This window comes from Candidatus Hydrogenedentota bacterium, assembly GCA_035416745.1.
Classification (GTDB): domain Bacteria; phylum Hydrogenedentota; class Hydrogenedentia; order Hydrogenedentales; family SLHB01; genus UBA2224.
This window is the reverse complement of record DAOLNV010000008.1, coordinates 58631-81829: the sequence shown is the minus strand read 5'-3', so window position 1 is coordinate 81829 and position 23199 is coordinate 58631. Positions and strand designations below refer to the sequence as shown.

Annotated in this window: 21 protein-coding genes and 1 tRNA gene; 16 read left to right on the top strand and 6 right to left on the bottom strand. The window is 60.4% G+C overall.

What is annotated here, in order from left to right; genetic code table 11:
- Positions 1-92 precede the first annotated feature (92 nt).
- The 3 genes from PLJ71_04945 to PLJ71_04935 all read left to right on the top strand — a co-directional run bounded on the left by PLJ71_04945 (position 93) and on the right by PLJ71_04935 (position 3304).
- On the top strand, positions 93-1418 hold the full coding sequence (locus PLJ71_04945) for a hypothetical protein (protein HQM48011.1): 1326 nt from the start codon (positions 93-95) through the stop codon (positions 1416-1418).
- Positions 1419-1485: 67 nt separating this feature from the next.
- Positions 1486-2208 (top strand): hypothetical protein, encoded by a 723-nt coding sequence (locus tag PLJ71_04940; protein HQM48010.1) that lies wholly within the window; start codon positions 1486-1488, stop codon positions 2206-2208.
- A gap of 40 nt (positions 2209-2248) precedes the next feature.
- A complete protein-coding gene (locus PLJ71_04935; protein ID HQM48009.1) occupies positions 2249-3304 on the top strand; it encodes a uroporphyrinogen decarboxylase family protein in 1056 nt (351 codons plus the stop codon).
- Positions 3305-3455: 151 nt separating this feature from the next.
- On the opposite strand, the gene PLJ71_04930 is transcribed toward PLJ71_04935, so the two are convergent.
- Positions 3456-5522 carry a fused protease/ribonucleoside-triphosphate reductase gene (locus PLJ71_04930; GenBank protein HQM48008.1) on the bottom strand — a complete coding sequence of 689 codons (2067 nt, stop codon included), beginning with the start codon at positions 5520-5522 and terminating at the stop codon, positions 3456-3458.
- 22 nt (positions 5523-5544) lie between these two features.
- Positions 5545-6327: an FAD-dependent thymidylate synthase gene (gene thyX, locus PLJ71_04925; protein ID HQM48007.1), complete on the bottom strand. Its 783-nt coding sequence runs from the start codon at positions 6325-6327 to the stop codon at positions 5545-5547.
- 574 nt (positions 6328-6901) lie between these two features.
- Between thyX and PLJ71_04920 the strand changes: the two genes are divergently transcribed.
- The 11 genes from PLJ71_04920 (at position 6902) to PLJ71_04870 (ending at position 17870) form a co-directional block, all read left to right on the top strand.
- Positions 6902-8671, top strand: coding sequence for a hypothetical protein (locus tag PLJ71_04920; GenBank protein HQM48006.1), 1770 nt, complete (start codon positions 6902-6904; stop codon positions 8669-8671).
- 212 nt (positions 8672-8883) lie between these two features.
- Positions 8884-9234 carry a V-type ATPase subunit subunit G family protein gene (locus PLJ71_04915; protein ID HQM48005.1) on the top strand — a complete coding sequence of 117 codons (351 nt, stop codon included), beginning with the start codon at positions 8884-8886 and terminating at the stop codon, positions 9232-9234.
- On the top strand, positions 9231-11159 hold the full coding sequence (locus tag PLJ71_04910) for a hypothetical protein (GenBank protein HQM48004.1): 1929 nt from the start codon (positions 9231-9233) through the stop codon (positions 11157-11159). The genes PLJ71_04915 and PLJ71_04910 overlap by 4 nt, the downstream gene beginning before the upstream one ends.
- Entirely contained in the window at positions 11153-11509 is a 357-nt protein-coding gene (locus tag PLJ71_04905; protein ID HQM48003.1) for a F0F1 ATP synthase subunit C, read from the top strand. The genes PLJ71_04910 and PLJ71_04905 overlap by 7 nt, the downstream gene beginning before the upstream one ends.
- Complete coding sequence (locus PLJ71_04900) at positions 11509-12123, top strand: V-type ATP synthase subunit E (protein HQM48002.1); 615 nt, start codon at positions 11509-11511, stop codon at positions 12121-12123. The genes PLJ71_04905 and PLJ71_04900 overlap by 1 nt, the downstream gene beginning before the upstream one ends.
- Entirely contained in the window at positions 12120-13181 is a 1062-nt protein-coding gene (locus PLJ71_04895; GenBank protein HQM48001.1) for a V-type ATPase subunit, read from the top strand. Before PLJ71_04900 ends, PLJ71_04895 begins: the two co-directional genes overlap by 4 nt.
- A complete protein-coding gene (locus PLJ71_04890; protein HQM48000.1) occupies positions 13174-13494 on the top strand; it encodes a hypothetical protein in 321 nt (106 codons plus the stop codon). The genes PLJ71_04895 and PLJ71_04890 overlap by 8 nt, the downstream gene beginning before the upstream one ends.
- A gap of 6 nt (positions 13495-13500) precedes the next feature.
- Positions 13501-15279, top strand: a complete 1779-nt coding sequence (locus PLJ71_04885; protein ID HQM47999.1) for a V-type ATP synthase subunit A — start codon at positions 13501-13503, stop codon at positions 15277-15279.
- A 5-nt stretch (positions 15280-15284) separates the two neighbouring features.
- Positions 15285-16730: a V-type ATP synthase subunit B gene (locus tag PLJ71_04880; GenBank protein HQM47998.1), complete on the top strand. Its 1446-nt coding sequence runs from the start codon at positions 15285-15287 to the stop codon at positions 16728-16730.
- Between the two features lie 3 nt (positions 16731-16733).
- Positions 16734-17390 (top strand): V-type ATP synthase subunit D, encoded by a 657-nt coding sequence (locus PLJ71_04875; GenBank protein ID HQM47997.1) that lies wholly within the window; start codon positions 16734-16736, stop codon positions 17388-17390.
- Positions 17391-17393: 3 nt separating this feature from the next.
- On the top strand, positions 17394-17870 hold the full coding sequence (locus PLJ71_04870) for a PTS sugar transporter subunit IIA (GenBank protein HQM47996.1): 477 nt from the start codon (positions 17394-17396) through the stop codon (positions 17868-17870).
- 19 nt (positions 17871-17889) lie between these two features.
- Here the strand turns inward: PLJ71_04870 and PLJ71_04865 are convergent, their stop codons facing one another.
- Positions 17890-18114 carry a GxxExxY protein gene (locus tag PLJ71_04865; GenBank protein HQM47995.1) on the bottom strand — a complete coding sequence of 75 codons (225 nt, stop codon included), beginning with the start codon at positions 18112-18114 and terminating at the stop codon, positions 17890-17892.
- A 218-nt stretch (positions 18115-18332) separates the two neighbouring features.
- Here PLJ71_04865 and PLJ71_04860 point away from each other — a divergent pair, with 218 nt between their 5' ends.
- Both PLJ71_04860 and PLJ71_04855 read left to right on the top strand, forming a co-directional pair.
- Positions 18333-19775, top strand: coding sequence for an MBOAT family O-acyltransferase (locus tag PLJ71_04860; protein HQM47994.1), 1443 nt, complete (start codon positions 18333-18335; stop codon positions 19773-19775).
- Positions 19776-19783: 8 nt separating this feature from the next.
- Complete coding sequence (locus PLJ71_04855) at positions 19784-20755, top strand: hypothetical protein (protein ID HQM47993.1); 972 nt, start codon at positions 19784-19786, stop codon at positions 20753-20755.
- Between the two features lie 66 nt (positions 20756-20821).
- On the opposite strand, the gene PLJ71_04850 is transcribed toward PLJ71_04855, so the two are convergent.
- The 3 genes from PLJ71_04850 to menC all read right to left on the bottom strand — a co-directional run.
- Positions 20822-20898, bottom strand: a tRNA-His gene (locus PLJ71_04850).
- Between the two features lie 95 nt (positions 20899-20993).
- Entirely contained in the window at positions 20994-22451 is a 1458-nt protein-coding gene (gene menE / locus PLJ71_04845; protein ID HQM47992.1) for an o-succinylbenzoate--CoA ligase, read from the bottom strand.
- Positions 22448-23199 (bottom strand): o-succinylbenzoate synthase (menC, locus tag PLJ71_04840; protein HQM47991.1); only part of this gene is annotated, 752 nt, incomplete at its 5' end. The genes menE and menC, both read right to left, overlap by 4 nt.

Genomic DNA, 23199 nt, shown 5'->3' with positions numbered 1-23199 from the left:
ACGATGTGTCTGTGGACATGCCGCTGGTGTGCTTGAGCCGCGGAGCTTTGCAGTATTCGCGGTCCGGCGCGGGCAATCCCTGGAGGTAATCGATGGTTGCTTTGTTCATTGCGGCACACGCCGTGCTTTTGACGGGTGTCACACCACCGATCGTCTTTTTCGAACCTACTGACATCGACCAGGCACAGGGCCTTGAGATATCGCTCAGGATGCCCGAGTCCAAAGTGGAGCTTATCGCCGCGGACCCGGACCGTCCCTCTCTCTGGTACGCCCCGGCCGCCTCGCACACCGTGAACAATGCGGTATACATCTGGTACCAGCGCGTCGAAAAAGAACAGCCCGAGTACGCGGACCAGCGCACCCTCTGCCTCGGCATGGTCGCCGGCGGGCAGTGGACCATTCCCAGCGTGCATGAAGATGCCCCGCCTTGGGGCGGCCCCAACAACATCGTCATGCGCCGCTCACCCTATCCCCCGACGTGGGGCGGATTCAACGTGTTTCAGATTCTTCCTCACGAGGGGGCGTATCACATGGTGTACTGGGATCAGCCCGCCGAAGGCAACGCGGGCGCCATGCACGCCGTATCACCCGACGGCATCAACTGGACCAAGGAGCCGCCGGGCACGCTGTTCACGGAGTACAACGACGCATTCACCATCATCAAAGCCGGAGACGAATTCCTGATGTATCAGACCCTGCTGCAGGACTGGCCCGACAAGCCCTTCGCGGACAACTTGCCCGGACGCCGCCGGGTGCAGGCGTTGCGAACCTCGAAAGACCTGCTCCACTGGACTGACCAGGAAGTCATTCTCGCGCCGGATGAAAACGACACGGCCCGCGCCGAGTTCTATTACATGCGGCCGTTCCATTATTGCGGCCGCTACGCGGCACTGTTGATGAAATACTATGCCGACCCCGCAAAACCCGATAAACACAGCGCCCTGACCGAAACCGAGCTGATCGTGAGCAACGACGGACGGCAATGGCGGAGGCCGTTCCGCCAGACCAATCTCGGCTTCTGGACCATGGCAGAACCATTCGAGGATCACAACCGGAACCTGTGTTTTCCCGCACACGAAGGCGGCGGCATGGTCCTCTATAAGTACCTTCACATGAGATTGAGCGGCGTTACCGCGAAAGAAGAGGGCTCGCTCGTCACGCCCGTCATCGAGTTGACGGAGGGTGATCTTGTCATGGACGCCGACGCGCGCAACGGTTCGATCGAAGTCGAACTTCTTAACGAGGACGGCAGCGCCGCATCCGGCTTCTATCCCACGACCTACGAAAACGTGTTCGAGGAAAGCATCGTGCTGTCGTGGGAGAACTTCGAGGCCGCCGACGTGCCGATGACCAACTGCCGGTTGAGAATTACGCTCAATAACGCTACCCTATACTCGATTCGGTACTTCGGACAGTGACCGTGACAAACCCTGACGGCATCCGAAGGGGGATTACGCAGACAAGACGTCCAAAGGGTGTAGTGTTTTGGCAAAACGACTCGATTTTGAAGCCGCGTTACTGAGAGACCTCCAACGAAAACGGCGGAAACGTCCTGCCGTCAGGCTGCCGTGGGTATTCGCGTTGCTGCTTGTGAGCGCGGCGCTTGCCGCCAGCGCTTCCGCGCTGCTGACCCTGTTCAGCGGCAACAGCCATGCGCCCATTGCCGAAACCGCCGCGAATTTCGCGTCGCGCCTCGCGGGGAACCAGATGCAGGCCGCGGCGGAACTCTGTCCCGAGGGGGCGTTGGGCGCCCAGTTGGTGGCCGCCGAACGTGCGCGGGCGTTCCTGCCGGAGGCGGTGGCCCTCCCGCAATCCGCCCCCGGTGCGCTCGAGAACCGCATTGCCCAGCTCAGCCGCGTGCGCGAAGATCTGGAGCGCGCGGGGCTGGACTGGAATAACGCCCGGATGCTCGCATTTGGCGGCGTGTCGGCACGAGTATTCGACCCCGTCCGCATGCAGCAGCCATCTGCGGCGGTGATCGGCAACATCTACATTGGCGACGGCAAAGGTGTGTACACCATCGAAGTCTCGCTCATGAACTGTCTTGGGTCATACGTGATTACCGACTTGTGGCAGTGGGGCGCTCTCGATATCGTTCCGGAAGCCGTGAAGAGCCATTCGCGCGCGCACTTCGAGCAGTTCAAGAACGAGAAAACAGAAGACGGCGTCGAAATCAAGAGTCCCGAGCACGTTTTCCTTAAACCGTAATCTCCCCTGCGGGCGCTTGCCTTGAAGTGAGGAACTACCCGTGCCGAAAGAAAGCATGACGCCTCGCGAGCGTTGGCTGGCCGTGCTCACCCGCCAAAAGCCCGACCGCGTGCCCATGGACATCTGGATCACCCCCGAAGCGCGCGACAGACTCTGCGCGCATTTGGGCTGCGGATTTGAAACGGTTCTCGAGCGGCTGCACATCGACACGCCGCTCACGGTGTCGGGCCGCTATGTCGGACCCACCCCGCCCGGGGACCAGGATATCTGGGGTCTTGTCCGGCGCCGTGCGGACTACGGGACAGGTGCGTACGACGAAGTCGTCAACGCCCCGCTCGCCCGATACTCATCCGTCGACGAAATCGAGGCCCATTACTCGTGGCCAAACCCGGATTGGTGGGACTACTCGCACCTGTCCGAGCTTGTGCGGGCAAACGGCCACCGCCCTATCCGCGGCGGCGGCTCGGAACCCTTTCTGCTCTACAAACAGCTCCGCGGCGAGGAACAGGCGTTCATGGACCTGCTTATGCACCCCGATATCGTGCATTACTGCCTCGACAAATTGTTCGAACTCGCCTACCAGGACACCCTGCGCATCTTCGAGACCATCCCGGGGAAAGTCATGATTACCTACGTCGCCGAAGACCTCGGCGGACAAACCGGCCTGCTCATGGCGCGCGAGCTGATCCAGGAATTCCTGTTTCCCCGCATGAAACGCGTGATGGCTCTCACCAGGCAGCATGGCTCTTTCGTATTCACCCACAGCGACGGCGCGGTGCGCGGCGTCATTCCTGATTTCATCGCGATCGGCGCCCACGTGCTCAACCCGGTCCAGTGGGTCTGCCCGGGGATGGAACGCGAAGGGCTCAAACGGGATTTCGGCGCTGAACTCGTCTTCCACGGCGGCGTCGACAATCAGCGGATTCTCCCATTCGGCACCATAGACCAAGTGCGCAATGAGGTCCGCGAGAACTACCGCACGCTGGGTGCCGGCGGCGGCTATATTCTCTGCCCATGCCACAATATCCAGGCCGTCTCGCCTCCCGAGAACATCGCCGCCATGTACGAAACCGGCTATGCGGAAGGCTGGCAGTAGCCGGGCGTCTCGAACCGGGGGGCGGAGCAACGGTACGCGGCCACGCCAAGCCGACTCCCCGCACCGCGGACTTCAAAGCGCGGGTTGGGCGCCGGGCGGACGCCGTGGCGCACACGGGGCGCTGCCAACACACACCGCGCCGGGATTACTGCTATTTCGGAACGGCGGCTTCCTGGCTTTCCGAGCCCGCGGAGGCTTCGCTGTCTTCAAACTCGAGTTCGGCGGTCTGCGGCACCTTCTCGGGAACGATGAGTTCGCACTTGTCGCCGTCGCAATAGAGGTCCTGGGCCTCATCGGTGTACATCTGAGAGAAGTCGAGCGGCGCCAATCGCGACATCGCATGCTCGTACATCTCCTTCGAGATTTCCTGGTATGGCGCCTGCGCATATTGATGGTCCACCATCGGCAGAAAACTGATTGACTTCAGCCGCGTTTCGTACAACTCGAGGATCCGGGGAATGTCGCGCGCCTCCTCCGTTTTGAACGTAATCGTGGCGCTCACCTGGTTGTCCGCCCAGTAATACTGCATCTGCGCGACGTTTTCGACCTGCTCCCAGACGGAAACATCGTTCTTCGAACGCTCGAAATTCTCCGTCTTAACGGGGAAATACACCACCCATGTGTTATCGCCGTAAACCGATTCCTCGATATGGTAGCCGGACTTGCGCAGGGGTTCGACCAGCCTGCTGGTCTTGTCGATACGCATGGCGCGCAGGTAGTACTTGGCATGGGCGTAGTGAATGCCGGGCGTGACCCCCGGGAGCAGCGAAACGGTGCCGCTCGGTTTGATGCTCGTCTTCTTGACACTCTCGGGCACGCACAGCCATTGCGCATAAATGCGGTCGAGATTGCACACGTACTTGTATCCCTCGTCGCACCAGTTGAAATGGGTGCGCCGCCCGTGCCTTTCGAACGATTCGACTATCCCGGACTGGGAAAGCCCGATGCGCCGGTTGCGCAACATAATCGCGTTGGTGCGTTCGTTGTGCGTGGGCACCAGCGTCACCGTCTTGGCATAGAGATAGGCGAATTTCAACGTGCGCTTGAATTCCTCGAGCGTCTCATGCCGCGAGGGAAACGTCTCCACCAGGTTGCAGATTTCGTACGATTCCAGACTCTGCTCGGCGCACGGATTGGTGCCGGCGACTTTGGCGTCGATCCAGTTCTCGCCATCCTTGAGCCGGCCATACGCGCGCGCGTTCTCAAGCCAGAAATAGCCGGGTTCCCCGTTCTTGGCGGTCTGCGTCCCGACGCCGTTGTAGTCCATCCCCAGCACGGCAGCCACGCTGTTGTTTGAAGCCCAACGCCATTCCTTGAGCTGGTCCGCGAACAATTCCGGGTCTTTCAGTTTCAGATATTCGTCGTCACACGGATCTCCCAAGGCCAACTCGGCTGTCCGGCGCACCCCTCCTGAAACCACGCACTTGCCAATCACGTTCATGAGATCAGTGATATCAGACGAGGTGATCCGCTGCCCAATGCGCGCCGTGAGGACTCGGTCGACGTTCGTTATGCCCTGGATAAGCGGTCCCGGCCCCGGCGCTATGCCTCCAAACGTGCGAATCGGCGACCCTTGCGGACGAATCTTGGAGTAGTCGATGCGGCCGGGCCGGGAGCACTTCCCCGCGTAGGAATTCAGAACCACGCGGACCAACTCCACCCAGCCCTCCTTAGAATCCTCGACCACGTGGGTGCTGTCTTTGTCAATGACCGGTTCCTGGATGATCAGTTTGCCGGCGCCCTTAGTGTCGAAGGCAACGCCCGTGCCCAGCATCGACATGTCCATTAGGAAACAAAACGGTTCCGAGAACTCAAAATCAATCTCTTCCGTCGAGACGAACGCACAGTTATTCAGCGCCGCCGAACCGCGTTGGTAAATATAGTCGGTCCCCATCATCCAAAGCCCCCGTCCAGGAGGCACAAACTTGAAGTCCCACATGAGACGAAACATTTCCTGAGCAGAGCGCTGGGCCTTTTGTTTGTCCCAGGGCAGCTTCAAGTTGCGGCAATGGGTGAGCTGGATGGTGTAACAGCCTTCCACGACCCGCCTGCACGTCTCCCAATACTCCTCGGTGCGGTCCGGCTCGTGCGGCACGGGGCGGGCGTACGTCCGCTTATAGGTCACGTATCCCAGGGGGCCCCAATCGGGCTGGCGTCCCGCAAACTGCCCCACAAACGCCGGATCCAGTTCGAACCTTTCTTTGACATCGAATAACATGTGACCTGATTCCCCTCCTGAGCTATACCTTCCGATGGACCGTCTTGATCCAGGGAAGGCCCTCCACCATTTCCACTGTATAATCGCTGAACAGATTCGGATAACGGCTCTTCACCGTTTCATACACTTTGCCGAAAACCAGACGAAGCTCTTCTTCCGCGTCCGGGGCCGTGCGCACCTCAATGACGTGCCGCAGGCTTCGGAAATTGCACGACCAACCCACCGTCGTCGCAAGACCCAGCGGCGCAACGCGCCGGAAGGCCGAGGTCAACTGCTTCTTTATCGTAAACGCCGTCTCTTCATCAATCGCAAAGGTTTCTGCCAGCTCTCGCTGCACCTGCTCGAGTTGTTCGAGGGTCTTGCAGAAAATCTCCATGCCCTGTTCGTGTTCGCGAATATGTGTCGGAACATAGGCCGACAAGGCGCCAAGCCGGACATAGCGCAGCGATTCCTGCGAAATGGCCGTGCCAGCGCGATGGCGCACCAGCTCATGCGTGAATACCCGGCTCACGTCCGCGAAAATAAAATTCACCACCGCGTGCTCGAGCACGCTGCCATGGCCCACCTCGAGAATATGCCCGAGGTATTTGTCGTTGCCCTTCCGAACCCTCGTGACGTTCGGATTCAGGCCTGGCTCGAATGACCGATAGCACAAACGGCCGTAGACTTCGCAAAGCTTCTCCGCGTCACTGGGCGCCTCGGTTAACCAGGATGGCGCACCAACATGCTCCAGGTATGCTTGCAGTCCCTCTTCAACTAAACAGGTTTCCCCGACCAAGAAAACCTTGGGTTCTACGACTTCCATAAGACTCACGCCTTTCCCGGCCGCCACGCCCACAGGCCTAAACCATTGCCAATAAAAAACTTATGACATCAGCCCCCCCAAGAAACTCGGTTTGGCGCGCCCCCGCAGGCCAATCCGCATTATAGGACCGGTCCCGGGCATTGTCCACAGTGCCGCTTCGCATGCAGAATGCATCTCTTCGAAACCATGCGCGCAGGATTCTCGGCCCAGAGCGGCACCAAATATCACGGTTTTCCGCGACAATTTGTGGAGACATCTCGCCCCCCTACGTATCCAGCATTGCTTCGACTGCGGAAATCCCCTGCGTTCCCCGTGCATCCTCACGTCGGCGTCACGACGCACCCCCCCCGCGAATACTCGGGCTCTTTCTTGCATCGGGTTGCCTATATGTGGTGCAGATTCGGAAACAACTACGCTATATAAAGTATTCCCACACCATTCCTGCAGTGTCCCAAGGAATTTCCATTTTGTCAAGATGCCTTTGGACGATTATTGTTTAGAATCAAGCTTGACAATGCCTTACGCACAAAGGATTATTAGGGTGTAGGCTGGCAAAATGGAGCAAGGGAGTGTCATGATGGAACGAAAACCCACAGCGGCACTGGAAGATACCCCTGTGTTTCATCCCCTGTTGCTCGCCATGTGCCCTATTCTGGGTTTGTACGCGTATAACGTGGACAACGTCCCGTGGACCATCCTGATTCGGCCGTTGGTGGCCGCGGTCGTCGTCGCTGAAATTGTCCTGCTGGTCCTTCGCTTGTGCCTTCGTGATAAACACAAAGCAGGAATCGTAACTTCGGCGCTCTTGCTTGCTTTGATTTGGGGCTGGGGCCTCTTGGAAACCAGCATCAGTACCGCCCTTCCTTATCTGCAGGCGCTGGGCCCCTTGATCGTCTACGGGGCCGTGCCGGTCGTCGCGCTTATACTCGCCGTGTTGATTTTCGCACTCTATCGCGAGAACCGGCGGCGGGCGTTAATGAATGCCGGTATGTTCCTTGTAATCGCCCTGGCCTCCGCCCTCGCGGTGGTGCTGTTCCTCGACCGGGTTTTTGGAACGGTCGCATCGACATTCATCCTCGTGTACCTCTTATTGGTTGGGGCGATAATCGCATATCTTGTCCGGTGGAAACGGGACTTCAAGCCGTGGACCCGCACCGGCAACTGGTTCGGCGTGATTCTTATCGTCCTGTATCTCGCGCTGATCCTGTTTAATGCGGAACGAAAAGAAGTCGCCTCGCCACCGCCCCTTGAAGTCCCGGTTCAGCATGCGTCAGCCGCGAAAGACCTTCCGGACATCTACCTGTTCGTCCTCGACGGATACGCCCGGTGCGATGTCTTGCTCAAACTATACAGCTACAACGACCTTCCGGCCTTGGAATCGCTGCAGCAGTTGGGAATGACCTTCTCAAGCAACGCGTTTTCAAATTACGCGTGGGATTTGCAGTCGGCGGCATCGTTTCTCAATATGGACTACCTTGACCGGCTCTTGCCGCCGGGCGCGGCCGATGAACAGAACGTGACGCCACTCATCAGTCTTTGCAAGCGGAACCGTTTCTTTCAAATACTGCGCGAGCATGGATACGAAATCGTGGCGTATTCCCCCGGGGTGCAGGTTCTCGAGCCGGGTCCCCAGGTTGATCGATGCCTGTCGCCTCCTCACACCTTGTCGGAATTCGAGGTGGTCTTGCTTCAAAACGCGGCAAGCAGACGTGCGATCGAAATGACTTGCTTCGCCAAAGATGTGGATCCACGGAGTTGGCCTCTTAGTTTTCGGCGGGCGCGCATCCAGTATGCATTCGATAATATCGGCGAGATTGCCGCCCAAGACCACGCATCGCCGAGGCTCGTCTTCGCCCATTTGACCGTTCCGAATGTCCCGTTCATCTTCGAGCGCAAAGGCGGGGTGGCCGATTCGCGAGCCGGCAAGCCCATCGAAGAGCTCTACCTCGACCAAGTGCACTATACCAGCAAGATGTTAACAAGCGCCGTCGCCCAGATAACCGGCCGCGCAAAGCGCCCATCGGTCATTCTTATCGTTTCTTCCCACGGGCCCGGCCTGCTTCGCGCGGAAGACGCCAGGGACCCAGCCGTGTTGGCCGATCGGTTTGGAGTTCTGCTCGGCGTGCGCTATCCCGAGACAAAGACCGGCGAGCCGGCCGCAACCGAAACGGCATTGAGTCTCGTCAATACCCTGCGGATGGTCTTGAACCGCATCTTAGGCGCCGAGCTGCCAATGCTGGAAGACACGGCTTACCTGACGTCCCAACAGCAGCTCCTCGAAGGAGAGCCCGTGACGATACCAACATTGGAAACGGCCATAACGCCCGTGTTGGAAGACCAGTGAACGTGATGGCAAGATGCATTCCAAACGACACGTGCCGGCAATGTTGCGCGGTTTTCGGTTGTTAGCCTATGCAGAGGCGCGCCGATTGGCTGAGAGCAAAGTCTGCAAAGGCCTGCGGCCCTTCGGGCGGGACCGCGGGGGCCGCGGAATGTCTGCCCGCGTTCTTCTGAGCAGCCGGTAGTCAAAGTATGTGGCGCCGCAAAGGAAGCATTGTGAGTGCATCGCTCAAGACCGACGCCCCGTCACTCGAGTTGGTGGCGCGCGAGGAGCGCGCGCTTCTCGCCGAGATCGACCGTACTCGCGAGGAAGCCCGGCGTATCGCCGATGCGGCCAGAGCTCAGGCGCGAATCATCATCGAAGAAAATGACGCGGCGATTGTCCGCGAGATAGAAGAGGCGCACCGCGCCAGCAAACGAGAGAGCGCCGAAGAGTGCAGCCGCATTCATGACGAGGCTGAAGCCCGGTTGCATCAGGCCCAGATGAAAGCGCAGGCGTGCGTACAGCAAGTCGTTGACGACGTCCTCCTTCTCGTTATTCCAGCCGCGGGGAAAGACACGCCATGATAGCCAAGATGGCGCGCCTTGAGTTCGTGTTCATGCGGTACCGCTTGGCGGAAATGGTGGCCTTCCTGCAGGAAAAGGGCCTGGTTCATCTCGAAGAGGTGCCGCTGGCCGCCGAGAATGCGCCGGGGTTCTTGCACCGCGTTCACTTGGACGACGCTCAGAAGGCCGAATTGGCGCGCCTCGAAGAACTCCACCGGCTACTCAAAGAGGTCTTACCGCTTCTGGCCCGCCGCATCAGCGACGCGGAGGTCGAAAACGCAACACGGCACTTGAGCCAGGCGGATCTGGCCACGTGGGCCCAGCTCGCGCGCACATGGAGCCGGGAATTGCGGTTACTGACCCGGCGCCGCGCCAACATCGAGGACGATGCCGCCGTCTATAAGAACCTCCGTGATTCACTGCAGCTAATCGCTACCATGCTCGGCGGCAACGAAGTGACCCTTGGCAGAAACGGCCGCGCCTTCATACTCAAAGGCGATACCAGCCTCATGCGGCGGCGGCTCCGCCGCCGTTTCCTGCGGGAGCTGGGCCTCCAAAGCCAGTTCATGGACAAGCCGGTGGACCGGAGCGTGGTTCTCGGGCTGGTCACGTATCCTGAAGAGCGGAACGAAATCGTGGAACGCATTCTCCGTGATGAAGGCATCGAAACAATCGAAATGCCGGACAAACACTTCCGAGGCAAGACGCTTCAAGAGGCGCTCAAGAGAACCGATGCCTCCATCGCGGAACAGACGGCGCAGTTGAAGGAAATCCAAAAGACGGTAAATGCGTTTTCGCTGGAAATCGGACCGGAATTGATTGCGCTTCGCCTGCTCGTGACGAACAAGATGCAGCAATTGCGTGTCGTCAGCGATTTTGCCCAGAGCGAATTCGTCGCCGTGATCCATGGCTGGGTGCCGGCCGACGAGGCCGCCAGCCTCGAAAATGCCTTGATGAAGCGTTTTCCTGGCGAGGTCTTCACCGGCCGGCTTCCAGTCGAACGCGTCGAACGCAAACACATCCCGGTTCTGCTAAGAAATCATCCCCTTCTCCAACCCTTCGAAGTTCTAATGAGCCTTATGAAGCCGCCGTCGTATGGAACACTGGACCCGAGCGCGCTGGTGGGCGTGTTTTTCGTGCTCTTCTATGGATACATCGTGGGCGATGTCGTGTATGGCGCGCTGATTCTGCTGCTCGCGCTGGTCCTGCGGCGATTGTTCGGCCGCAATGAGGTCATCCGCAAGATCACCACGGTCTACATGTACGCGGCCATTTCAACGATGGTCTTTGGGGTGCTTTTCGGCGAGTATTGCGGCGACTTCGGCGTGCGGTTGTTCACCTGGTTGCAGCCGGTATGGTTCCCGCGCCATCACGATACGCTTCGGTTGCTCGTAGTGGCGGTGACCTTTGGAGTGGTCCACGTGGTTCTCAGCCTCGTCCTGGCCATTTACAGCCATTGGTACGTCGGCGACCGAAAACAGGCCTTCGAGAAGCTTGGCATGCTTCTGGGACTATTTGCCGTGGGCGTGGCCGTAGCCGGCATGTCGGGCAAGTTCCCCATCAGCGCAGGAGCCACTCTCGGGGTCGCGGGCATACTGCTGGGCCTGGCCGTGTTTCTCTTCTTCAGAGTGGCGGGCGCGCTGGCACCCGTCCATATGCTCGAGATCGTGTCGCTCGCCAGCAACGTAATCTCGTACAGCCGTCTCATGGCACTCGGCATCGCGTCCGTAGCCATCGCCAACGCCGCCAACAGCGTGTCGCGCGACGCCGAAGCCTTGTGGGTGGCGATTCCGCTATTCCTTCTCATTCACCTGTTCAATATCGCGTTCAGCCTGTTCAGTCCAACGCTGCATTCGTTGCGCCTGAACTACGTGGAGTTCCTGCCCAAGTTTTACGCGCCCGAGGGCAGGAGTTACGAACCGTTTAGGAAGGAGACACTATGGTAACAGGACGGCTATGGAAGGCTATCGAGGCCGCGGGAGTAATCACGATCATCCTTGCTGTGTCGGCGCCCCTGGCCCTTGCCGCCGAAGAGACCGAACAAGGGGCGGAGGTGGAAATCACTATGCCGGCGGCTATTCGCACAGTGGGCCTTGCGCTGGGCGCGGCGTTAGCGGTCGGCCTCGCGGCGCTGGCCACGGCGCGCGTCCAGGCGGCAGTAGGGTCGGGCGGCACGGGCGCCTTGGTCGAAAAACCCGACCTGTTCGTGCCCATACTTGTGTTGATCGCCATCCCCGAGACGCTGGTGGTATTCGGTTTCGCGATCGCCATCCTCCTGTGGCAATTGATCGGGTAGTGAGTAGCACGGGCAAATATATCGAGCCGGTCCCGAGCTTCTTTGACGCCATGAAGCGCGAGGCGCAGGCACGCTGCGAGAAAATCCTCGAGAATGCCCATCAAGAGGCCGCGAGGATCGTGGCGGAAGCGCGTCAAACAGCCGCGGAAAACCGCTCGAGAACCGTCGAGCAAGAGCGCCAGCGCGCCCAGGCGCAGCGCGAGGATGCCCGGCAGCGGGCCCAAGCCGAAGCTGAAAGGGCCAACATGACCATGCGCGAGCGCGTGGCCGACCGGATCCTGGATGCCGTGCACGAGGAATTGCGGCGTGTCGCTCAAAGCCCCGAGTTTCGAGGGATCTTGTGCCTGCTCCTGGCGGAAACCATCGAGGAAGCCCCCCCGGACCCAGTCGTTCTGGCCCCGCCGGAACACGCCGCCGCGTGCCGGGAGTGGCTCGATGCGCATGGGAAAGGCCATATCCCAGTCGAGGCCGAGGACCGCCTTTGGGACGGCGTCGCCGTCACCGACGCCAAGCGAACAGTGCGCCTGACAAACACCCTCTCGAGACGGTTCGAGAAATGCCGTGCGTCTGCCCGGAAAGCGGCCTTACGCCGGCTCTTCGGAGACGCGCCATGAGTCCGTACCGTGAACATGTGCGCGAGCACATCGTATACGTCGTGACGCGCGTCCGCGGCATGAAAAGCCTTTTGTTGTCACGCGATGATTTGGAGGACCTGTTGGATCAGAAAGACATCGACGCGCTCACCGAAGTACTTTTGACCTCCGACTATAAAGAAGAAATGGCTCGCGCTCTCGCCACGCACACCGCCGCCGATGCAATCGAAGAAGCGGTCTTGCGGCACCTGCTGTTGTGCTTCCGACAATTGCTGACACTCTCAGGGGAACAATACCGGCCATATACGGCCTTGTTTCTGGCACGCTGGGACCTCATGACTGTAAAACAGCTCCTGCGCCAGCGGTTTGCAGAGAATCAAGGCATCAAGGCGGCGGGTTTTCCGGCGCCCGGACCAACACTGGGCCTGCCTCTCATCAAACACCTGACCCAACGCGATAGCCTCGAAGCCCTCATCCAGGGGTTGATAGCATGGAACCGCGATCTCTGTGCTTGTCTGTGGAAAGTCCACGGCGCCGGTCAAACCCTGGCAACGCTGCGTGTGCTCGAAGACGCCCTCGACCGGTCCTATCTAGTCGAACACGCGCAGCGCCTTGCCACGGACCCCCAGCCCAGCGCCCGGCTTGTGCGCAAAGTGCTCAGCATGAGCATCGACGGCGTCAATCTGCGCATTCTGCTCCACGACAAGGCACACCGGGACGCACACCAGGACTGGCTGCTGCCTGAAGGCACTATGCCCAAGCGTCTCATCGCGAAGATGATGGCGGCCGAGAACATCGAGGACGCCATGGTCTTTCTCGAATCGACGGCCTATCGCGAACTCGTCGAGGGCCTGTACATGTTCGTGCAAACCGGCCGTTTCGCCCCCATCGAGCGAATGTTCGAGCAGCTTCTCGCAAAGGAACTGCGGCGCATGGCGCGAACACACGTCATGACCCTTGCCCCGCTGATGTATTACGCCTGGCTGAAGTACAACGAAGTCATCAACCTCCGCCTGATAGCGCGCGGCGAGGGCCGCCTCCCGCGGGGCCGGATCCGCGAGGAAATGTTGTATGCGTGAGGTCGTCGGCATAGCCGGGGGACATGTCGCCATCATGCTGGCGTTGACGGGCATGCACGTCGAGGAGGTCCACACCGCCGACGAAGCCGAGGAAGCGCTGGAAAGTTGTCTTCAAAGCGGGCCGCAGTTCGTGATAGTGCAGGAGAAGTTCCGTCACTTGTTTTCCCTGCGCTTCCAGGAGCGGCTGATGGCGCACCGGGGCCGTCCGCTCGTGGTGTATTGTCCCGCCTTCGACCAGGAGGATTCGGAAGTGGATGAATACCTCGCGTCCGTCATACGGCCGGCCGTGGGGTATGAGATTCGGTTGGAGTAGTTCTTCATGGCCGCGACGCAACGCGAAATAGTCGGAACCCTGACGCTCATATCCGGTCCCATGGCGGCCGCAAGCGGGATGCTCGGCGTGACCATGGGCGAAATCGTGCGTGTCGGCAGGGCGGGGCTCATGGGCGAGGTCATTCGTATCGACGGCGAGACGGCCTATGCGCAGGTTTTCGAGGACACCGCCGGCATCTACCTCGGCGAACCCATGGAAGCCTTGGGCGATGCATTATCGGTCGAGCTGGGCCCCGGCCTCCTCGGCGGAACGTTCGACGGCATTCAGCGCCCCCTCGAGTCCCTGCGTCAGGTATCGGGCGATTTCATCGGGCGCGGATTGACCGCCCAGGCCCTGGCCCGCACCAAGAAATGGCATGTCACGCCGCGGGTGGCGGCCGGGGACGTGCTGCTGGGCGGGATGGTCCTCGGGACAACACAGGAATCCAAAAGCATCGAGCACCGCATCCTGGCGCCGCCGCGCACCCGGGGAACCGTCAGCTCAGTGGTTCCCGAAGGCGACTACACGGTCACCGATACCCTGGTGCAACTCGATGACGGCGCCGCGCTCACCATGATGCACCGGTGGCCGGTCAAACAGGCGCGCCCGGTGTCGCGCAAGCTCCCTTCGGACCGGCCCTTCCTTACGGGACAGCGGGTTCTCGACTGTCTGTTCCCGATTGCCTTGGGCGGAGCCGCGATTGTGCCCGGCGGCTTCGGCACGGGAAAGACCGTGGTCGAACAAACCCTGGCCAAATTCTGCAACGCCGATGTTATGGTTTACGTCGGATGCGGCGAGCGCGGAAACGAAATGGCCGACGTGTTGTCCGAGTTTCCAGAACTCAGGGACCCGCGCACCGGCGATTCGCTCATGAGCCGCACCGTGCTCGTCGTCAATACCTCGAACATGCCCGTGGCAGCCCGCGACGCCTCGGTCTACACCGGCATTACAATCGCCGAGTACTACCGGGACCAGGGGTACGATGTCGCGGTCATGGCCGACAGCACCTCGCGCTGGGCCGAGGCCCTGCGCGAAATCTCGTCCCGGCTCGAGGAAATGCCCGGAGAGGAGGGCTATCCCACCTACCTGTCAGCGCGCGTCGCTGAATTCTACGAGCGAAGCGGGCGGGTCGTGTGCGCCGGCGGCGGCGACATGGAACGGGCCGGTTCCCTGACGCTCGTCGGCGCGGTATCCCCTCCAGGTGGCGACTTCTCCGAGCCGGTCACGCAAACGTCGTTGCGGGTTACGGGCGGACTCTGGGCGCTGGACTCGACGCTGGCCTACCGGCGCCACTATCCGGCGATCAACTGGAACCGCAGCTATTCGCTCTATTTTCCCGAACTCAACCCCTGGTTCGAGAAGAACGCCCCGGCCGGATGGAACGAACAGCGCCAGGCCGCCATGCAGCTCATGCAACGCGACGCCGAACTGCAGGAGGTCGTACAGCTGGTCGGCCCGGACGCTCTCCAGGACAGCGAGCGCCTCGTCCTGGAAACCGCCAAGATGCTCCGCGAAGTCTTCCTTCAGCAAAACGCCTTCTCGGACAACGACGCCTATTGCACTCTCGAGAAGAACGCCGGTCTCCTCGAGGCGCTGCTCGCGTTCAACCACGCGTGCCGCGAACAGCTGGAACGCGGCGTCACTCTGTCCCGGATTCTTGATTTGCCCGTTCGCGAGGACCTCGCCCGTCTGCGCGACGTGCCCAATGCGGAGTTCAGCGAACGCAAACGCGAGGTCATCAAGGCCATGAAGGACGCCCTCGCGGGATTGAACCCGAAAGGATAACGCGTATGGACATACAGAACGCGGGAGCGGCCCCTTTGCCCGGGGCGCTGGTTCATCGCGAGTATTGGGACCTCACCTATGTTACGGGCCCTCTCGTGTTCTTGGGCAACGGCGAACGGTTCCCGACAGGCGCAATCCTCGACCTCGTGCTCGAAAACGGCGAACACCGCCAAGGCCAGGTGCTCGAGGTCAGCAGAGACCGCGCTGTCGTGCAGGTGCTCCAAGGCACGCAAGGCGTAGATGTGAAGCGCACGGCGGTCTCTCTGCGGCAGGACGCCGCCCGTATCGCCGCGTCCAAAGATGTCGTCGGCCGCAGGTTCAACGGTGTCGGCGACCCCATTGACGGCCTGTCCCCCATAATCGCCGATGTCGAACTGGACATTTCGGGCGCCGCCATCAATCCCGTATCCCGCGACAAACCCCGCGACTTCATCGAGACCGGCATCTCCGCCATAGATGGATTCAATACCCTGGTGCGAGGACAGAAACTGCCCATATTCTCCGGAGCCGGCCTTCCCGCGAACGAGTTGGCAAGCCTTATCGTGCGCCAGGCCGCCACGAGGAGCGGCGCCGAAGAGTTCGTAGTGGTTTTCGGCGCGATGGGCATCACCGAACGCGAAGCGGCGTTCTTCCTGCGGTCATTCGAACAAGGCGGCCGAGGTTCGCGCGTCGTAGCGTTCCTTAACAAGGCCAGCGACCCGGCCATCGAGCGTCTGTTTACCCCCCGCTGCGCACTCACGCTCGCCGAATACCTGGCTTTCGAGCACGACTGCCAGGTGCTCGTCGTGCTGTCGGACATGACGAATTACTGCGAGGCCCTCCGGCAAATCGCGAGCGCGCGCGAGGAAATCCCCGGCCGCCGCGGCTACCCCGGCTATATGTACACCGATCTCGCATCGATATACGAGCGCGCCGGCCGCATACGCGGCAAGAAGGGCTCGGTTACCCAGATTCCCATGCTGTCCATGCCCGACGACGACATCACCCACCCCATTCCCGACCTGACCGGGTATATCACCGAGGGGCAGATTGTGATGAGCCGCGCGTTGCACCGCCGCGGCGTGTTCCCCCCCGTAGACGTGCTGCCAAGCCTCTCCCGCCTCATGAACAACGGTATCGGCGAAGGACTCACGCGCAAAGACCACCGCGAGCTTGCGAACCAGTTGTACGCTTGTTATGCTCACGGCCGGGATATTCGAAAACTTATGTCGATCGTCGGTGAGGATGCGCTCACCGCGCTCGACCGGAAATATTTGCGGTTCGCCGAAGCGTTCGAGACGGATATGGCCGGGCAAGGCCACACGCGCCGGACCATCGATGAGACGCTCGACTTGGGATGGCAACTCCTGAGCATTCTGCCGAAGGAAGAGTTGACACGCATCAACAAGGATCTTATCGACCGGTACTATTCGGAGATCATGGAGGACGGCGTTCCCTCGCCTTTCGTGTAACCCATGAGTGCGGAACCGACAGCCCCGACACGCATGAACCTTCTGGCCCGGCGCGCACAGATAAAGCTGGCGGCCGACGGGGTCACGCTCCTGAAGGCGAAGCGCGAGGCGCTCCTCAAGGAGTTGCTCGAACGAGCGCGCGAATTGCGCCGTCTGCGCAATGAATTGCATGGACGGGGGCGCGCTGCCGCGGTATCGCTGGCCGTTGCCCGCGCCGCAAGCGGCACGCCCGAAATCCGGTCTGCCGCCGTTGCCGGGCGCCGCCAGGTCCCCCTGACCGTTACGTCCGAGAAGGTCTGGGGCCTGCAGCTCAGCGCCACCGAGCATGAGACTATCGTGCGCAGCCCTCGCGAACGCGGCATCGGCATACTGGCGACGTCCTCACAGGTCTTGGACGCGGCGGAAACGGCCGAGTCCATGCTCGAAAAACTCATCGAGTGCGCGCCTTTCGAGCAGAACATCCTGGTGTTAGGCCGCGAGGTGCGGAAAGTCAGCCGGCGCATCAATGCTCTGAACGACTACCTCTTGCCCAAGCTGCGCGAGGATGTGCGCCATATCGGCCACACCCTCGAGGAGCGAGAGCGGGAAGATGTGTTCCGGTTGAAACGAATCAAACAGAAAAAGGCCGCGGCCAAACGAAAAGCCGTTGGAGATGCATGACCCATGTTGCTAGGCGACATACTTCATCCGGAAGTCGTAAAGACAAGCCTCGAAGCAGAAAACAAATACGAAGCCATCGACGAACTGGTTGATCTCCTCGTCGAGAGTCACGAGATCCCTGTCGCGTTGCGGGACCACATCCTCGAGGTCGTGACCGAACGTGAAAAATCCATGAGCACCGGCATGGAGCACGGCATCGCCCTGCCCCACGGAGCCACCGACCGCGTCGATGATATCATCGGGGCCCTTGGCGTATCCCGCCGCGGCGTCCCGTTTGAGAGTCTCGATGGACAACCCGCGCACGTCATCATTCTCCTCGTGCTGCCCAAGAACAAGTTTCAGGCTCACGTGCGCACGCTCGGAGGCATCGCCCACCTCATGAGCAACGCGGGACTCCGGGAGGCTCTCAAGAACGCGGGCGACAGCGCATCGGTGCTGAAGCTGATCGAAGAAGAGGAAGACCGCGCGGCTTTGCGGTGAAGCCGTTCCGTCGAGGTTTTCAGCCTTTTAACATTATCCCCCAAATCCGGTTAACACGGCGATTGGGGAAACTCACGCAAAGGACACGGAGGAAATGGAGCCTGCGAAGCTCCATGGGGATGGGAATTAGCCGTGCCGCGCGCAGACCCCAGGCCTCCAAAGGGCGTCCAAGCACCGCTTCGTACACTGTTTCCAACAGCCCGGGACCCGTCTCCCGATGAAGCGCCACCGCCCAATCCACAATGATGCTTCCTGTCTCATTCGGTTTCGGAGGACTCCATCTTCGTGTTCCCTGTGTCTCCGTGTGAGGTCATTCTTGTCTTTATGGAGACAATACGGTCCCTTCCGCGAGGGCTTTCTTATCCGGCGATCAGGCTTATCCCCAATTCTTTGACACGGACGTATCCGCTCGCCTATAGTTTCGCGGCATGTCATGAGGGACTTGTGCAGGCGTGATCCCCGATGCTCTTTAATTCGCTCGACTTCATTATATTCTTCCCCATTGTCGTGATGGGGTATTTTGCCTTGCCCTTCCGCTTCAGGTGGATACTTCTGCTCGCTGCGAGCTACTACTTCTACGGATGCTGGAAGGCCAACTACCTGATACTCCTGTTCGCTTCCACGGTGCTCGATTACACGGCCGCCCTCGGCATCGGCAGCAGCAAGACCCCCCGCGGCCGAACACTCTTTCTGCTGATGAGCCTGATCGGCAATTTCGGCATGCTTTTCACTTTCAAATATTTCAACTTCTTCACGTCGAATTTCGAGTTCCTCTTTGACTTCTACAGGATTCCCCTGCCGGCGCTCAAAGTGCTGTTGCCGGTGGGCATCTCCTTCTACACCTTCCAGACACTGAGCTATACCATCGACGTCTACCGCGGCGAACAAAAGCCGGAACGGCACTTCGGGTATTTCGCCCTGTACGTGACCTTTTTCCCGCAGTTGGTGGCAGGCCCCATCGAGCGTTCCACCCGCCTCCTGCCCCAGTTCTTCGTCAAGCACAACTTTGATTACGAACGGATGCGAAGCGGCCTGCTCATCATGATGGTGGGATTCTTCAAGAAACTCGTCATCGCCGACCGGTTGTCGGTGTATGTCAACGACGTCTACAACAATCCCGGAAAATACCACGGAATGCCAATCATTGTGGCGACGTACTTTTTCACGTTCCAGGTCTTTTGCGACTTTTCAGGATACTCGGATATCGCCATCGGCTCCGCCCGCGTCATGGGTTACGAACTCATGGAGAATTTCCACCGGCCCTTCTTCAGCACGTCCATCTCCGAATTCTGGCACCGGTGGCACATTTCGCTGTCTAGCTGGCTCCGCGACTACCTGTACATCTCCTTGGGCGGAAGCCGCGTGTCCAAACTCAAGTGGTACCGCAATCTCCTCGTGACATTCTTCCTGAGCGGGCTCTGGCACGGGGCCGGCTGGACCTATGTCATTTGGGGGACACTGCACGGCGTCTACTGCGTCACCAGCATCATCACCCAACCGTTGCGCACAAGACTCCACAGACTCGCGGGCCTGACACGGGTCCCCCGGCTGCATCACGTGCTGAAAGTCCTGATAACGTTCCACCTCGTCTGGATATCGTGGTACCTGTTCCGGGCAAGTGACCTCACGGCCACATGCACGCTCTTCATGAACACGTTCAAGGATTTCAGACTTTTTGATCCTGCTATTTTCGAACCCCTGAACTCTGTCGAAGTAGTAGCCGGCGTGCTGGCGATCCTGGTCATGGAGACCGTGCACTTATTCCAAGAACGCCGTTTCGCCGTCCAGGCATGGGTGCTGCGCCAGCCCTTGCCGCTGCGGTGGGGTATTTATTACGCCATGTTCTTCGCAATCATAGCCTTTGGCAAGTTTACCGAACAGGAATTCATTTACTTCCAATTCTAATGAACAAGATGCGCACCATAATAAAGACTGCCGCGTTTCTGACGGTACTCGTGGCGATCCACGCGGGTCTCCGGCAGGCCTACTATGCTTTTATTACCCCAAGGGACACCTATTTGCAGGAGCAAGAGAGTTTCACGGCGCACGAGGGCGCTTATGACGTCGCCCTCTTCGGTGACTCGCACGCCCTGCTCAGTGTCCAAGCCAGGTTGCTGGGCAACGCCGCCAACCTCTCCCAGCTCGGCGAAGGCTACATCGAACGGTACTACAAACTCGACTATAACCTGCGCAAGAACCCCGGCAAACTCAAGACCATTATCCTCCCGCTCGACATGCACTCCTTTTCGCCCGTATGGGGCGAGAATTTCAATATTGTCAGCTCTTCCCGGTACGTCAATTTCGCCGATTACGTCTGGCAAACCGGTTTCACGACCAAAGCCCTGAGAGATTTCGTTCACTACTACGTCTTTCCGTACGCCGATTGCACCCCGGAGATCTACGCGGCCTTGCCCTCGAACGTCCGGGAAAAGACAAGGGCGGGCGCCGCGCGCTTCGACCGCAACCTCGCCAAGACCCCCCCCAATGCCGAGCAGATCAAGAAGCTCATGATTACGCACTACGGCGAGCAACGGGAATGGCGCTCCGAGAAAGCCCTCCGCTATTTCAACCGCATCAAAACCCTGTGCCAGAAAGAGAACATCAACGTTGTCTTTGTGCGGTTTCCCGTCAGCAAGCTCTACTTCGACGCTGCCTCCGAAATCGTCCCCATCGACGAATTCGACCGGTTCACCCAGGAATTGGTTGACGACTGGCCGGGCGCCATGCTCCTTAACTACCGCGGCCTCTATTTCGACAGAGACGATTTATTCGCCGACCTCAATCACTTGAACTTCGAAGGCTCGATCATCTTTTCCCAGCGCTTCGCCAGAGACCTGACCGACCTGGGCGCATTGCACCCCGCCATTGAAACTGCAGAACCGTAAAGTTCCCGAGGACTTCCCCCAAACAAAAAAGGACCTACGCGAACCCACGTAAGTCCTTTATTTTCATGGTACCGGGGGACAGGATCGAACTGTCGACCTCTGGATCCACAATCCAGCGCTCTGACCAGCTGAGCTACCCCGGCGCTCTCGCCGTTGCGGTGTGCGCGCCCCTGAAAATCGAGAAGCCGCAGCACCATTCAAGGCAAAGGCGGAGTATAGTAAACAACGCCGCCGCGAGTCAAATATCGGACCCGCGGGAGGGGGCATCGCTTGTCGCTCGGACGGTGTCCTGAGCCAGTTCCTGCAAGAATCGGCGGCTGGGTTTGATGCCCACTTCCAATGCTTCGCCAGGCAAGAGGCGGTACGCCACGGGCAGCTTGTACCGCGGCAGCGTCGCTCCCAAACATCTCGAGAGGAGTTCCGGGTCCACATCGCAGCCGCTGGCGGGCTCGATGAACGCCAGAGGGCGGTACCCGAATTCGGCATCGGCTACAGGCACCACGAACGCCCGCGCCACTTCGTCAAGGGCACACAACACCGCTTCTATCTCTTCGGGCTGGATGTTTTCGCCGCCCGAGATGAACATGTTGTCTTTGCGGCCGGTCACTACCAGGTTGCCGGCATCGTCAAAGCGCCCAAGGTCCCCCGTCGGAAACCACCCGTCGGGCGTCACAGGGCGGCTGAGCGTGCCGTCCTCTCTAACATACCCCAGGAATAACGTCCGGCCGCGTACCTGGATTTCACCGTCCTGCGCGATACGAACTGTATTTGGCTTCAACGGCAAGCCTGACGTCTTCAGCGCCGCCATGCCGGCGCCGGGCGGCGTTGTGGCCGCCTGTGAGGCCGTTTCCGTGAGTCCATAGGTCGTATGGAGCGGAACGCCGCACGCTACCGCACGCTCGACGAGTCCTCCGGGTATTCCGCTGCCGCCAAGAAGGGCCGCTTTCAACATGACGAGCGCAGCCCGCCCGCGGCCGGTCTCGAGGAGGCGCCGCAGTTGAGCCGCCACCAGCGAAACGTGCGTTACCTTCAGCCGTGCGATGGATTCTTCTAACGGCTCGCCCGGTTCCGGCACCGCTATCGCGGCGCCTCCCAGCACGCAGCGAAACACTGTGCCAACGCCGGAGACATGGTACAGAGGCAGCGACAACAGCCACCGGTCGCCCGGTGCGACGGCGATGTTCTGGTTTGACGCTGCCGCGTTCACCACGTGATTCTCGAGCGAGTGCACGGCCATCTTGGGCTCGGCCGAGCTGCCCGATGTGGCGATGATGGTCGCTGGCGCGTCCAGGCACACCTCGGCGGCGGCTTGTTGGCATGCATGGGCGGCCAGTTCCTCGGGGGCCAGCCGGGGCGGCAGTTCGCCGGCGGTCTCGCCGCCCGCCACGTAGCGGCATCCCATGCGGGCGATATTCTCTCGAAGGACGCCTTCCGGCAAGCGCGCATTCGGGATGTATACGGCGATGCCTTCGCGAAATGCACCAAACAGGACCGGCACGGCATTCTCAGCGAAGGGACCAAGAAGCGCGATTCGGTCGCTGCCGTTCAAACCCTTCGACCGAAGCGCCGACGCAACCGCCGCTGCCTGGGCGTCGCATTCCGCGAATGTCAGCGCCTCCCCTGACGGGGCGACAACGGCCTGCGCGTCCGGATACCGCAAGGCCGTAGCGTGCAATGGGCAACACGCCCGCCTCATGGCCCGAGCCTCTGCAGGCCGCTCGTGTCGACCCGTCTGGCCAGGGCGTTGGCGCGCTCGAGTTGCAGCCGCCCTCCCTTGATCGGTAACGGGGCGTCCAGGACGTCCCGCGAAAACCAATTCCACGTGTCGAGACCGGCGGCGACGTCGCCGGCGTTCACGAATGCCGCGAGATTTCCCAGCGCAATCAATCCCACCGAAGACTCGAATGACGAGCTTACCACGGGCGTCATCCCCAGGTTCGTGGCTTTCCGCGCGAGATACATCGCGATCTCGAAACCGCCCAGCAGCGTGGGTTTCAAGACCGCGGCCGCGGCGCCGCGCCATTTCTCGAGGTCCCATTCGCCGTGCTCGACGATGGTCTCGTCGAGAGCGACGGGCAGTCCGGTCCTTCCGGCGAACTCGACGAGGGCCGCGGGGTCCTGAAGCGGTTCCTCGACATATTCGATGGCGCACCCTTCGATGGCCTGCGCAAACGCCATGGCGCCCGGCAGATCCCAGGCCCTGTTGGCATCGAGGCGAAGCGCGCACCTGCCGCCGCACAGGGCAGCCAACGCGCGGACCGTCTGCGCGTCTTCTTGCGGGGTTTCACGGCCCACCTTGAGTTTCAGCGTCGAGTATCCGGCCCGGAGCAATTCTCCGGCGCGTTCGAGCACCGTTTCCTGCGTTCCCCACAGGAGCCCGTTGACCGGGATCGTTGACCGGTGCGGGTGCGGCGCGAGAGCAAAGGCGGGAATGTCGTGCTCGC